Origin of the sequence: Paenibacillus odorifer, assembly GCF_000758725.1 — a bacterium.
Lineage (GTDB): Bacteria > Bacillota > Bacilli > Paenibacillales > Paenibacillaceae > Paenibacillus_AQ > Paenibacillus_AQ odorifer.
The window spans coordinates 6,649,060-6,662,898 of record NZ_CP009428.1 but is presented as its reverse complement, the minus strand read 5'-3'; the positions used below and the strand labels follow the sequence as shown (position 1 = coordinate 6,662,898).

Annotated in this window: 14 protein-coding genes; 10 read left to right on the top strand and 4 right to left on the bottom strand. The window is 42.1% G+C overall.

The features are described 5' to 3' along the window. The first annotated feature begins 92 nt into the window (after positions 1–92). Together PODO_RS29095 and PODO_RS29090 are read left to right on the top strand one after the other, a co-directional pair. Positions 93–653 carry a hypothetical protein gene (locus PODO_RS29095; RefSeq protein ID WP_036682293.1) on the top strand — a complete coding sequence of 187 codons (561 nt, stop codon included), beginning with the start codon at positions 93–95 and terminating at the stop codon, positions 651–653. Further along, the gene (locus PODO_RS29090) at positions 650–1,405 is read left to right on the top strand and encodes a class I SAM-dependent methyltransferase (RefSeq protein ID WP_036682291.1); all 756 of its coding nucleotides are present in this window, start codon (positions 650–652) and stop codon (positions 1,403–1,405) included. The genes PODO_RS29095 and PODO_RS29090 overlap by 4 nt, the downstream gene beginning before the upstream one ends. Before the next feature lie 59 nt (positions 1,406–1,464). On the opposite strand, the gene PODO_RS29085 is transcribed toward PODO_RS29090, so the two are convergent. Continuing rightward, positions 1,465–2,739, bottom strand: a complete 1,275-nt coding sequence (locus PODO_RS29085) for a sensor histidine kinase (RefSeq protein ID WP_036682290.1) — start codon at positions 2,737–2,739, stop codon at positions 1,465–1,467. After that, positions 2,739–3,416 (bottom strand): response regulator transcription factor, encoded by a 678-nt coding sequence (locus PODO_RS29080; RefSeq protein WP_036682288.1) that lies wholly within the window; start codon positions 3,414–3,416, stop codon positions 2,739–2,741. Before PODO_RS29080 ends, PODO_RS29085 begins: the two co-directional genes overlap by 1 nt. Positions 3,417–3,676: 260 nt before the next feature. Between PODO_RS29080 and PODO_RS29075 the strand changes: the two genes are divergently transcribed. Genes PODO_RS29075 through PODO_RS29065 form a run of 3 tightly spaced genes read left to right on the top strand, consistent with a single transcriptional unit; the run spans position 3,677 to position 7,186 of the window. Continuing rightward, positions 3,677–4,420: a polyphosphate polymerase domain-containing protein gene (locus tag PODO_RS29075; RefSeq protein WP_036682286.1), complete on the top strand. Its 744-nt coding sequence runs from the start codon at positions 3,677–3,679 to the stop codon at positions 4,418–4,420. Continuing rightward, entirely contained in the window at positions 4,413–5,093 is a 681-nt protein-coding gene (locus tag PODO_RS29070) for a DUF4956 domain-containing protein (RefSeq protein WP_036682284.1), read from the top strand. The genes PODO_RS29075 and PODO_RS29070 overlap by 8 nt, the downstream gene beginning before the upstream one ends. Before the next feature lie 23 nt (positions 5,094–5,116). Next, entirely contained in the window at positions 5,117–7,186 is a 2,070-nt protein-coding gene (locus PODO_RS29065; protein WP_038573842.1) for a carbohydrate-binding domain-containing protein, read from the top strand. Between the two features lie 68 nt (positions 7,187–7,254). Here PODO_RS29065 and PODO_RS29060 read toward each other — a convergent pair whose 3' ends face one another. Beyond that, the gene (locus PODO_RS29060) at positions 7,255–7,821 is read right to left on the bottom strand and encodes a TetR/AcrR family transcriptional regulator (RefSeq protein WP_063829811.1); all 567 of its coding nucleotides are present in this window, start codon (positions 7,819–7,821) and stop codon (positions 7,255–7,257) included. Positions 7,822–8,090: 269 nt separating this feature from the next. On the opposite strand from PODO_RS29060, the gene PODO_RS29055 reads away from it, so the two are divergent. From PODO_RS29055 to PODO_RS29045, 3 genes are all read left to right on the top strand, one after another. Then, positions 8,091–8,852 carry an SDR family oxidoreductase gene (locus tag PODO_RS29055; protein ID WP_038573840.1) on the top strand — a complete coding sequence of 254 codons (762 nt, stop codon included), beginning with the start codon at positions 8,091–8,093 and terminating at the stop codon, positions 8,850–8,852. 427 nt (positions 8,853–9,279) lie between these two features. After that, on the top strand, positions 9,280–10,074 hold the full coding sequence (locus PODO_RS29050; RefSeq protein ID WP_036682278.1) for an alpha/beta fold hydrolase: 795 nt from the start codon (positions 9,280–9,282) through the stop codon (positions 10,072–10,074). Between the two features lie 38 nt (positions 10,075–10,112). Next, complete coding sequence (locus tag PODO_RS29045; RefSeq protein ID WP_036682276.1) at positions 10,113–11,102, top strand: sensor domain-containing diguanylate cyclase; 990 nt, start codon at positions 10,113–10,115, stop codon at positions 11,100–11,102. Positions 11,103–11,117: 15 nt separating this feature from the next. On the opposite strand, the gene PODO_RS29040 is transcribed toward PODO_RS29045, so the two are convergent. Continuing rightward, a complete protein-coding gene (locus tag PODO_RS29040; RefSeq protein ID WP_038573837.1) occupies positions 11,118–11,969 on the bottom strand; it encodes a leucine-rich repeat domain-containing protein in 852 nt (283 codons plus the stop codon). Between the two features lie 135 nt (positions 11,970–12,104). Between PODO_RS29040 and PODO_RS29035 the strand changes: the two genes are divergently transcribed. Then, positions 12,105–12,788 (top strand): Crp/Fnr family transcriptional regulator, encoded by a 684-nt coding sequence (locus tag PODO_RS29035; protein ID WP_038573836.1) that lies wholly within the window; start codon positions 12,105–12,107, stop codon positions 12,786–12,788. A gap of 55 nt (positions 12,789–12,843) precedes the next feature. After that, positions 12,844–13,827 carry an EAL domain-containing protein gene (locus tag PODO_RS29030; protein WP_038573834.1) on the top strand — a complete coding sequence of 328 codons (984 nt, stop codon included), beginning with the start codon at positions 12,844–12,846 and terminating at the stop codon, positions 13,825–13,827. Positions 13,828–13,839: the final 12 nt, after the last annotated feature.

The window sequence follows — 13,839 nt, the reverse complement described above, 5'->3', positions numbered from 1 at the left end:
TGATCACCAACTTGTCCTAGAGTAGATTCCATTAATGGGTTCATATGTTATTATGAAGGAAACGTTCAAACTTGATAAGGGGAAAATTGTAAATGGCAGCAGATCCATCGGTCTTTATATTACTGACGAATACCGGGACGCTTTTTACGAAGCTCATTCAAGGCTATACAAAAGCACCCTATAATCATGCCTCGATCTCCTTTAATCGAGAGCTTTCCGAGCTGTATAGCTTTGGCAGGAAGCATCCGAGCAACCCCCTGAATGGAGGGTTTGTGAAGGAGGATATTAAGACAGGTACGTTCAGCAAATATCCAAATACAACATGTGTCCTATATGAACTTCAAGTTACAGCCCGCGAAGTGGAGAAAATGGAGCGGGTCTTGCAAGTCTTTATCCGAAGCCGTCAAAAGTATCTCTATAATATTCTCGGCGTAATTGGCATTGCCCTGAAGGAGCCTGTCGAATTCAGCAACTCTTATTTTTGTTCGCAATTTGTAGCGGAAATTCTAGAGCGGTCGGGTATTAAGTTATGGAATAAGCTGCCTGCACTCGTTACTCCGGATGATTTTCGCCAAAGTGATCGGCTGAGATTGGTTTACCAAGGTAAATTAAGTGAATATGAACCTGAGCGCCTAGGAGGAGACGAAGGATGAATAGCAAAGAAATATTTTCTAATCGGGTAGATTCGTATGTGAAATATCGGCCGAGCTATCCTGGAGAAGCCATTAATTATTTGTACAATACTATTGGGCTCCAACCTAATTGTGATATTGCTGATATTGGTGCAGGAACAGGAATATTCTCAGCATTACTTCTGGAGCGCGGGAGTTGTGTGACTGCCGTTGAACCCAATCCGGAAATGCGTAGAGCTGCGGAAGAGAAGTTCGCAAAGGATAACCATTTCTCTGTATCGCCGGGGTCTGCTGAACATACAGAATTATCAGATCAGTCGATGGATTTTATAGTATGCGCCCAAGCGTTTCACTGGTTTGATAGGGACGCAACGCAATTGGAATTCAAGCGGATTCTAAAACCGGGTGGAAAAGTTATTCTGATATGGAATTCCCGGCTTACTTACGGTACCCCATTTCTGGAGGAATATGAGCAGCTACTGCAGACCTTCGGCACGAACTACACTCAAGTTAATCATAAGAACATTACCCCTGAGATCCTTAGCTCCTTTTTCAAGAAAGGACAGATGCAAGTAGCGCATTTTAGCAATCAGCAGGTGTTTGATTTGGAGGGCTTAAGCGGGCGGCTTCGATCGTCTTCCTACACTCCGGTCCCCGGAGATCCAAGCTATGAGAATATGATGACTGAGCTGCGGAATATATTTGAACGAAATAACCAGAGTGGGCAAGTGTTTTTTGATTATAAGACCGAAATTTATTGGGGCGAAGTGTAAAATAAATAAAAAGACTCAAACCTTAGTGATAACAGGGTTTGAGTCTTTTTTATTTGTAGTTATGAAAGATGTACGTAAAACGTGGTGGACTCGCCGACGAAACTTTTGGCATAAATTTTTCCTTTATGCTGTTCAACAATGGATTTGGCAATCGCCAGTCCTAGGCCATATCCCCCTTGTTTACGCGCCCGGGAGGCATTTGTACGGTAGAATCGGTCAAAGATGCTCGCTAAGTGCTCCGGTGCAATGCCCTCCCCCGTATTAGTGACTGCTAACACCATGTCATTATGCTGTTTTTTAAGGGATAAGGTGACTGAGCCTTTAGGGTTCGAATATTTTACAGCATTGTCCAAGAGGATCATAATCACTTGTTTGATCTGTTCACTATTGCCTAGCACTGTCAGATCAGGCTCGATGTCATATTCAAGGGAGATATGCTTCTCAAAGATTACAGCTTCCATCGTTAAAATGATATTTTCAACCACGTCGCTCAGATTGAATTTCGAATAAATCATTCTCGATCTGGAATCGTCCATCTCGGTCAGGTACAGCAGATCATTGGTCAGGCTGGTCATTCTCTCTGTTTCCGATTTGATATAGTGCAGCCACTTGGACTGATTGTGAATGGTGTCATCACTGTTGGACAGGAGAACATCCGCATTGGTGTTAATAATGGTCAACGGCGTCTTTAACTCATGGGAAGCATCCGCAATAAATTGTTTCTGTTTCTCAAAAGCCTCCTTTACCGGCGCAATTGAACGATTAGCAAAAAAGCGGCTAGCGAAGTACAAGATAATCAGCATCACCGAACCAACTACAGAGAAGGTATAGATTAAATTGGTGAGGATTTTTTGCTCTGCAGTGATGTCCAGAAATACAAGCATCGCCCCATCACTCGTATGCTGGATGTTGAAGATCCATTTGCTGCTATCCAAGGTGAACCTTCCGGTATCTTTACCGGCACTTAGCGCTTCTTGCAGAGCCGTATTATAAAATTCATCGTCCATAGTAAATTTGGAATCTTTCCCTATGAGGTTCGACGCTGTATCTATCTTCAGCATAAATGAGACTGACCGTTCAGGAGGTGGAGTCCCGTTATCCATACGTTTATTATCAGCATGGGGTAACTGGGAACTTCCCTTAGTTGAGCCCATTCGTCCTGTATCACCACCGGGAGACTTGTAGTTTTCCATGATTCTGTGAAGATCCATCTGAATATTGTTTTGGACATCTTGGTACGTAATTACATAAATCGAGATGAAGGCCACCAGCATGATCACCGAGATAGTGACTAAGTTAACAATAAGAAACCGATTTCTGAGCTTCGTGAACATTAGGTCGTCACCTCTAATACATACCCTACGTTTCTGATCGTACTAATACGTACGGTCGAATTTAAGAAGGTCAGTTTTTTTCTCAAAAAAGAAATATACACCTCTACATTATTGTGCTCAGCATCAGAATCGAAGCCCCACAGCTTCTCAATAATTTGTTCTTTGGAGGTTACGGCTTGTTTCCTCAAGATAAGAAGCTCCAATAGTTCACATTCCTTTAGATTGAGCTTGATCTCTTTGCCACCCACGGTAAGCTTCAGATTGGATGTATTCAGTTCAATATCCCCGAACTTTAAAGCATCATCCGGTATCACCTCGCCTTTACGTCTTAGTACAGCCCTTATTCTTGCCAATAAGATCTCTGAGGAAAAAGGTTTGGCGATATAATCGTCAGCCCCATAGTCCAGCCCAGTGACCATATCTGTAATCTCACCCTTTGCAGTAAGCAGGATAACGGGAGTGGGTATCCCCTTTTTTCGCAGCATCTTGAGGACGCTAACCCCATCCATCTCAGGCAGCATAATGTCGAGCAGCAGCAAATCATAGATTCCACTCAGTGCATAATCCAGACCCGACCTGCCGTCATGGACTGCATCCACCGAATAATTATGTTTTTTTAATATTTGAGTTAAGGCTTCAGCGAGATGAAGCTCGTCTTCTACTATTAATATTCTCATGGTTTTGCCATCCCCTACATAGAACCAGTATTTGTTATTGAGGTCATTATATCAGTATTACCTTTATTGAACCTTAATGAAGAGAGACAACAGCGGCCGGAAGTCCAACATACACCGCAGTTACGATGTACACCTGTGTTAAGGGAATGTAAAAGATAATCAATAATTTGTAAAACCATTTAAGATTCATTAAAGGTTTGGGATCTAAGATACATTCATAAGCACACGAGACAACGATAAACAGAAAGGATTGATCACATATGGCGATTGAGGTATTCAACCGTTATGAGAACAAATATTTGTTGGACAACGAAGCCTACTATAAATTTTATAACCAATTGCTTGAATACATGGAACTGGACGATTTCAACAAGCAACATGAGTTTTACTCCATAACCAACTTATATTATGACACGGAGCACAACACCCTGATTCGTAACAGTCTTGCGAAGCCCAAGTACAAAGAGAAGCTTCGTTTAAGAGCTTACGGTGTTCCAAATCAAGATACGAAGGTGTATCTGGAAATCAAGAAGAAGGTATTTGGTCTTGTTAATAAAAGAAGAACGTCGCTTAAATTAAACGAGGCTTATGATTTTGTCGCCACCGGTATGGAACCGGAATTCAAGGATTACATGAATAAACAGGTGATTGAAGAGATCAAATATTTTCTGACACGCTATGATTTGCAGCCCAAGGTGTATCTGTCTTATGACCGAAAAGCATTGTTCTGTAAAAACAATCGCGATCTAAGAATTACATTCGATACAAATATTCGCAGCCGCCGGTACGATCTGAAGATGGAGCAGGGTGTTCATGGCGAACCCTTGCTGGAGCCGGGGCAGTGGCTTATGGAAGTAAAGGCTGAGAACACGATTCCGGTCTGGCTGGCCAGAATGCTCTCAGAGCATCAAATGTACCGTACAAGCTTCTCTAAGTACGGCAACGAATATAAAAAAATGCTGAAGAACAGTAAAACAGAACGGGAGAGTGCCCTCTATGCTTGATTCATTATTTACCGTAGCAACTAGTACAGAGTTAACGTTTACCAACGCACTGCTAACTATTTTTATAGCTATTGTTCTTGGCGGAATCATTAGCTACACCTATATGAAGACGAATGCCAGCGGCTATTCGCAAAGCTTCACACTGACGATGGTACTGCTGCCCGTAATTGTGGCAATCATCATTTTGCTTATCGGCAGTAATGTTGCCAGAGCTTTCAGTCTTGCCGGGGCGTTCTCCATCATTCGCTTTAGAAGTGCGCCGGGCGATCCGAAGGATATCACATTTGTTTTGTTCACCATGGCTTCTGGACTTGCCTGCGGAGTGGGTTCCTTTGGATATGCAGTTTTGTTCACCCTTATCCTATGTGCCCTTATGTTTATCCTTAACCGGACTAACTTTGGCGTAAGAACAACGTCGCAAAAAACATTAAAGGTAACCATCCCGGAGAGTCTGGGATATGAGGAAGCCTTCGCTGAAGTATTCAATAAATATAATGTTGGGTACGAGCTTAAAAAGATTAGAACAACTGAGCTTGGCAGTTTATATGAGCTGGTCTACGCTGTAACGCTGGGTGAGGCTGTGAACCAGAAGGAATTTTTGGATGCGATTCGTACCCGGAACGGTAATTTAGACCTCTCGCTGACCATGACTCCAACTGTTAATGACTATTAAGATAACGAAAGGATGGATGAAAAATGGATAAATATATAACCGGAAGTAAAGTAGGAATCTTGCTATTGTGTGCATTACTTATGTCGGCTTGCAGCACCAATTCCACAACAACACAGTCTGAAGCGGCGGGTACAGCAGCAGCCTCGGGAACAACGATAACTCAGAACGGGGCTGCCACGGGAGTACAACTGGCAAGCGCCAAATTGTCCGATCTGGTGACGTTCGATGAAGAGGATTCTAATACAACTTGGACGGCTGACCAATCGACGGAAATTGCTTTGGCTGGAACAAGTGCGCTTGTTGACGGCACCGGGGCTGAGTCTAAGGATGGCTCAGTGACAATTACTGCAGCAGGAACTTATGTGCTGTCTGGTAAGCTGAGTGATGGACAGATTGTAGTTAATAATCAGGATGAAGGTAGTGTGCACTTGGTACTGAACGGTGTGAACATCACGAACAGCGATAGTGCTGCAATTGATATTAAAGAAGCGGGCAAAGTAATCATTACCTTGGAAGACGGGACGGAGAACTCCGTATCTGATGGAGCAACTTACGTGTATGCCGATGAAACTACAGATGAACCAAGTGCGGCTATCTTCAGTAAAGCGGATTTAACGATTAATGGTACCGGGAAGCTGTCTGTTTCCGCTAACTATAATGACGGAATTACGAGCAAGGACGATCTGAAAATTATGGGTGGCACTATTGAAATTAAGGCTGCCGATGACGGGATTGTAGGTAAAGATCTTGTCGCTGTACAAGACGGAAATATCAGCATAACGGCAGAAGGCGATGGTATGAAATCAACCAACGATACTGAGACGGACAAAGGCTTCATAGCAATAGCAGCAGGAACATTTGATATTACGGCTGGTAATGATGGAATTCAAGCTGAGACTTCACTTGTAATAGATGGCGGAACATACACCTTAGTTACGGGTGGGGGCAACGAGAAGGGTGAAGTGAAAACAGGTGATCAAGGGCAAGGTATGGGCATGAGAGGTGGCCGAGGTCAGGGAACAGGGGATCAAGCACCAGGAACAACAGGAACCTCAATACCTGAAACAAAACCAGAGACGATGCCAGAAACAAAACCGGAGGTACCAACAACGGAAGCACCAACAACGACAACAACGGCAACAACTACAGAATCGGAAACACCAAGTACTAAAGGATTGAAGGCTGGAGGAGATATTAGCTTAAACAACGGAACCTTTACCATCGATTCTGCTGATGATGCAGTGCACAGCAACAGTAACATTGCTATAGCTGATGGAGAATTCAACATCAAAACTGGCGACGATGGAATCCATGCGGATGCCTTGGTGGCGATATCTGGTGGCAAAATTGATATTACGAAGAGCTACGAAGGGATTGAAGGAGCAAACATCGAGATTTCCGGTGGCGAGGCTCATGTGGTTGCTTCTGATGATGGAGTGAATGTAGCAGGAGGTAACGATGAGGCGACTGTAGGCGGCGGCCCTCAGGAGCAGGATCAATTCAGCGATTCTGCTAGCAATATGCTAACGATTAGTGGAGGAACACTAACGGTGGATGCTTCAGGTGACGGGCTGGATTCGAACGGCTCCATCACAATGTCGGGTGGCACGGTTATTGTCAATGGACCTACCAATAGCGGTAACGGTGCACTTGATTTCGACGGTAGCTTTGAACAGAGTGGAGGAATTTTGGTGGCTGCGGGAAGTTCGGGCATGGCACAAGCACCGTCTGACACCTCTAGCCAACATGCAGTGAGCATGACTTTCCCTCAGACCCAGGAGGCTGGAACCTTGGTTCATCTAGAGGACAGCGAAGGCAACACAATCCTGACCTTTGCTCCTTCGAAGAGCTATCAAACGGTGGTGATTAGTTCACCGGATCTGAAGGACGGAGGTTCTTACACCCTCTACTCGGGAGGTACCTCGACTGGTAGTGAAGCGAACGGACTGTATACGGATGGTGAATACACAGGAGGAACAAAAGTAGTAGCGTTCGAAATTACCAGCAGCGTAACTTGGCTAAATGAATCAGGAGTAACAACCGCAAACACTAATCAAGGTCCAGGTGGCGGTGGTGGAAACAGAAGACCTTAGTTTATAAATTGCATATCAAAAGCCACTCCAGCATTATTTTGGAGTGGCTTTTGATAGTTTGAGGTAAATCAGTCGCCGTTAACAGGGATGGAATTCTGTTTAATCGGTTGATTTGAAGTATTGATGATCACATTATGTGAATTAAAAGACAGAATCTCAATCAGCTGCTCTGCCATATGGTTAGCTGTATATTTAAATCCGCCTTTTACCCATTCTATGATTAATCCAAATAGAGCATAGGCGGTATAACTGGAAAACAATTCGATATTAACATTGGTATTAGTGTTATTAACTGCGACTAAGTCCCGCTTGGTGAGCTCCTTTAAGAGGTCGCAAATCCTATTTTGGAACCCTGGCAGAACATTGGAATTTATAATGATGGTATAAAAATTAGAGTAAGAGACCACATGTTCAAAAATCTTGATGCTCGAGGTGGTCAGCTCACTAACTATAAATTTATCGGTATGAAGATAGGGTTCTTTATAAGCCTTAATTAAATCCTCCAACACATCATCAATTAGCTCATTCAGAAGTTCTTCTTTGGTTTGATAATGTTTATAGAAGGTTCCGCGGTTTAAATCGGCAAGGGTAACGATATCGGTTATCGTAATGGTGCGGAAATTCTTTTTTTCCATGATTAATATCAATGCGTTTTTAAGCTCTTTACGCGATTTGCTAGTTCTCCGATTATTTTTAAGCAACAGAAGACCACCTAACTGTCTATTTTCTAATCCTATTTGAACAGAATCCTGCATTATATATATTTATGAACATTTGGTGTCCCATTTGTATATTGATAGTTAAATTTTAGAGGATTAAACTTGAGTAGTATAAATTTTAAGCGTTAAAGAGATTTTATATATTGATATTTACATTATAGATAAACGTAAAGGAGACTTCCAACATGAAACTTCAAGACAGAGTTGCAGTGGTTACCGGGGCGGCATCAGGTATGGGGAAATCTATCGCAGAGTTGTACGCTAAAGAAGGGGCGAAAGTGATTGTAGCCGATCTTAATCTCGAAGGTGCAGAACAAGTAGCTGCAGGGATCAACAGTAATGGTGGAGTAGCTAAGGCACTGAAAGTAAATGTTGCCCTAGTTGAAGATATCGATAGCATGATTGATACCGCAGTAAAAGAATACGGAACACTAGATATTCTTGTTAATAACGCCGGTATTATGGATGGGTTTGAGCCAGTTGGCGACATTAGCGACGAGAAATGGGATCTTATCTTTGATATCAATACCAAAAGTGTAATGCGGTCCACTCGTAAAGCAATGCCTATTTTTCTGGAAAAAGGAAAAGGGGTTATCGTTAATACCGCTTCTACAGGTGGCGTAAGTGGTGCCCATGCGGGAGCAACTTATACTGCCTCTAAACATGCTGTAGTAGGCTTGACGAAAAACACAGCTTTTATGTATGCCAACAAAGGGGTTCGTTGTAATGCTATCGCACCGGGAGCTACTGCCACAAACATCAGTGCTTCAATGAAAAATATAAATGAATTCGGCGTGAGCCGTACACAATTAACACAGGCTGTGATCCCTCGTGTAGGTACACCTGAAGAAATCGCACAAGTTGCGTTATTCCTGGCTTCGGATGATTCCAGTTTTGTGAACGGAGCTATCATCGCTGCTGATGCGGGTTGGACTTCTGCATTCTAAATGTTGGTTGTCTACCTCTGCCTCAACAATTTATCCACGGAGTCTTAGGGACCCAGATGGCGTTATTCGCAAATTTTCAGCCTTTTGAGAAGCGATTCGGACTCCAGAGACGCTATTTCATATAAATCGGCCCATAATTGGTGTTTTCGCGCCAATAGCTGCAGTGGAGTCCGTTAGTAATCCAAATGTGTAATAATGGCGCATTTAAGGTCTGCTCGGTCCGCTAACCCATTTTTTCGGACAAAATGTGATCGGATTAAACGCAGAGGTACCCCAGCACGCTACCATTTTGCCAAATGATGACCCAAACGGGAGGCTACATAAAACTCCGCTAGAGATTAATCTAGCGGAGTTTTTTATACGCTTGATATTTCCAGGGGAACCCTGCAAAATAGAGAGAATGCTAACTATAGAGGAGTTATATGAAATGAACGATGTTATGGTGCGGAATCATGTAAAAGTCATTGGAGCAGGAGAAAAAACTATCCTTTTTGCGCATGGATTTGGGTGTGATCAAAGCATGTGGCAGTTTATTACGCCATCATTTGAGAAAAAGTATCGAATCGTTCTATTTGATTATGTAGGCTCAGGCCATTCAGATTTAAGCGCATATACATCGGATAAATATCATACTCTCCATGGTTATGTACAGGATGTACTAGATGTCATCGAAACATTTGAACTCAAGGATATTATTTTTATAGGCCATTCTATTAGCTCTATGATCGGTTTGCTTGCTTCAATCGAGCGGCCGGATTATTTTGATAAAATGATTATGATCGGACCTTCCCCACGTTATTTAAATGAGGGAGATGCTTATTTCGGGGGCTTTGAAAAAAGTGATATTACTGAGCTTCTGGATATGATGGAGATGAATTTCGCGGGCTGGGCTAGCTTTATGGCTCCACTTGCGATGAATAACCCTGACCCAATGTTGACTAAACAGCTGGAACGAAGTTTTATTTCGGCCGACCCTATTATCGCTAGAGAATTTGCGGAAGTTACATTTTTTTCGGATCATAGAGAAGATCTGCCTAAAGCGACAGTGCCTACACTCATATTGCAATGCTCGGATGATAGTATCGTTCCTATAGAAGTAGGAGAATATTTACATAGACACTTGAATAATAGTACGTTCCGGTTAATGGAGGCCAAGGGCCATTATCCGCATATTAGCCATCCACAGGAGACCATTACTTTGATTAATGAGTATCTTAGGTGAGATGGAGAAGATTATGGTGTTGAAAGGATATTTAGACAATGGATGACCGGTTAAAATATGCGCCGTGCGGATATGTTTCCATTACCCATGAAGGAATGATCCTCAATGTGAATCAAACCTTTTTGGATGGGATGGGATATCAGCAGGTTGATTTGGTAAATAAACATTTTGAATCTATCATGTCTACGGCGAACAAGCTTATTTTTCATTCATACTTCTATCCTTTTATCAATCTGAATGGACATGTAGAAGAGCTATTTATCAATTTGAAGGACAGCAAGGGACAAGCCGTCCCTTACTTGTTAAATGGTAGACGCCTCGAGTGTGAAGGTGTAGAGGTCATTGATTGTATTCTCGTACAGATGGGCAAACGTATTGATTATGAGCTAGAGTTACGATCTGCGAAGAAGCAAATAGAAGAGGCCTATTGGGAAAAAGATCAGGCGCTGGCAAAGCTCAAACAAATCCACCTTGAAATCGAGCAAAAGCAAGCTGAATTGCTGGAGATGAATGCCGTTTTAGTAGAGCTATCTACTACAGACAAGCTTACTGGATTAAAGAATAGAAGGTTCCTGCAAGAAAAGCTGGAAGAGCAGATTGCAGCGTATCACCGTGATCAGGCGCCTTTTTCATTATGTATTTTAGATATTGATCACTTTAAAAATGTGAATGATACCTACGGTCATCAGATGGGTGATTATGTCCTGGAGAAATTGGCGAGTATCCTGAAATCCCAATCTCGTAAAGAAGATATCGTAGCTAGGTATGGTGGTGAGGAGTTTATCCTTCTGCTGCCTAATATAGATTCATCGGATGCCAAGGCTATAGCGGACAATTTGCGGCAATTCATTGCCAGCTCCACTTGGGAGATTGGCAGGGTTACGGTAAGCGTCGGCATAGCTACTTTTGAAGCAACCGATACAGACATCACTCTTCTGGAAAAAGCTGACCATGCGCTTTACGCTTCGAAAGAACAGGGGAGAAATCGCGTTACGCATATTATGGATTTGAGTGAAAAGCTTCTTTAATCGGAGGCTTTTTTGTTATTTATAAACGATACATCCTCTTTGCTCTAATTGCTCTAATAATTCTGTTCTTCTTAAGCTGTGATTCCATCTTAAATCCAGTTTCTCTAATCGTCCAAGTTGTAGAATCGAATCCGGGATTTCTTGCAGATTATTATCTCTTAAATCAAGCTCAACAAGGCTGCTTAATTGACCTATTTCCTCAGGAAGCTGATTAAGTTTATTTTTTCTAAGGTTCAGTCTTCTTAACTTGCTTAAATTACCGATAGATGAAGGCAGCTTAGTGATTCGATTATCACTTAAATCAAGTATCCGAAGTTCTTCTATAGCACCCAAATGTTCTGGTAACATGACCAGTTGATTACCATAGAGATGGATCTCTCTTAGCCCTTTTATTTGTGTGATCGAATCAGGTAAACATTCTAGCTGATTATAATAAAGCCGCAATTCAATCAGACTGCTCATTTCGCCTATACGGGCAGGCAATTGCTTGAGATGATTATCTGTTACGTTCAGATACTTAAGTTTCTGGAGAATACAGAGCTGCTCCGGCAGCTGTTCGAACTGATTATTGCTTAGGTATAGAAAAGAATCCAACCCCTGCAATCCGCCAATGCTCTCCGGCAACACCTTCAGCCGATTATGGCCTAAATCCAGCATTCTTAGGTGAACTAAGCGACCGATGTTCTCGGATAACTGTTCGATTTCATTGCCCGCATAATTAAGTACCTCTAATTCGTCATGAAGGAAGAGCTGATCGGGAATCTCTTTAATATGATTGTTGTACATGCTCAGTTCTAGTAGCGGATTGCTCTCAAACACGACATCTGGCGTTTCAATAAGTCCTTTTCCGTCAAAATTATATTTCATGAATGGATCTCCTTTGTAATTTGTATTGGCATCAAGCCTATGTGACAACGTTACGATAGAATATAACAGGATGATGATTTATTATCAGTATGTTGGCATACAAAACTATGGAATGTGTTAGAAAGGAATAATGAGATGGAAGCTTCTTTTTGGACTGGCACTCGCTTTTTTCAAGGTTTACCCTCGGAGAAGATCGAGGCGGTCTCAGGATTATTCACTTATAAGGCATATTCTAAGGGGACCCTGGTGTTTGCAGAAACAGATCCGGGGGATTATGCCTACATTATCTATTCGGGGATTATAAGGGTGTACGCTACCACGAAAGGGAAAGAGCATACCGTAGATCTTTTTGGAAAAGGCGATTTCTTTGGCGATCTGGAAGTGATCCATCCCTCCAATATAAGAGTGCTGTCTGCGGTGGCTATGAATGATACTGTATTATTTGAGATTAAACATGAGCTTTTTAAGCAGATGCTTGCCGATTACCCGTTGATTAAGGAGCAATTGATGCTGCTGCAAATGGACCGTTTATTTTTATCGAATCGGTTATTACATGAAATGAAATTTCATGATGCGAGAGCGCGTGCGATATTTACGCTGAGAAGACTATACCAAAGATTTGGAGTAGAGGAGCAAGGCAAACAGAGGATTGATCTTCGATTGACCCATCAGCAGTTCGCGGATATGATCGGAACGTTAAGGGAGACGGCTACCCTTGTGCTTAAAGATCTGCAAGAGCAAAAGATTATTGAGATTCAACATCAGCAGATCACCGTGTTAGACGCGACATATTTACTGGAGTATACGGATTTCGATTGAGAAGAGCCGTTCCGGGATCTTTTTCAGAGAATCGATTATTAAAGGGGTTATGAATATGGCTTGTAATCATTGTGTAGTAAGAGAGCTGAATTTTCAAATCAAGCCTCATGGTGAGCTTAATCTTAGGGTTTTACCTGAGGTTATTCATCACTTGAGTAGAAGTAATACGATACATAAGTTAGAAGAAAATGTGATTACGATTAAGGAAGCTGAAGCGCGAGATCTTCTAGATTTCTGTAACGATCATATGGAGTCCGGGAAAATTGAATTTCGTATAGATGACCAAGCATGGAGACCTCTATCCGAGATGTCTACTGTAATGGATATGAAGTGGATTGATGAGGTTATCACTAAGGGTCTTGTTACTTGTTACTTCCAACCGATTGTGAACGTAAGGGAAGAGATTTTTGCATACGAGCTTTTATCGAGATTTAAAAAAGAAGATGGATCCCTTATCTATCCTAATGAGATCTTTGCGGCAGCACGGAATCGTGGGCGTTTATATGCTTTAGACCGGTTATGTAGAATGACTGCCGTAAAATATGCTGCGCCCTTAAATAAAAAAACGTTTATTAATTTTATCCCTACATCAATTTACGCTCCAGAGTTCTGCTTAAGATCAACGGTTGAATTGGCTAATCAATTAGGTGTCGATCCCTCTCTTTTTGTCTTTGAAGTTGTTGAAACGGAGAAAGTGGATGATCTCGCTCATTTGAAAGCTATTTTAACATATTACAAGGATCGGGGATTTGAATACGCTTTAGATGATGTTGGGGAAGGCTTCAGCACAATCGAGATGTTATTGGAGCTTAAACCTCATTACATGAAGTTAGATATGAAATATGTTCAAGGCGTGTCCAGTGATCCGAACAAACAGAAAATAGCTAAACAATTTTTAGAAAAGGCTTTAGAAATCCAATCTGTTCCTTTAGCAGAAGGTGTGGAGTTTAGAGAGGACTTTGAATGGCTTAAGCAGAGTGGTTATCAGTTGTTTCAGGGATATTTATTTGGAAAGCCTGATCCTATTCCCAAACAGTAATCCTAATGAGTA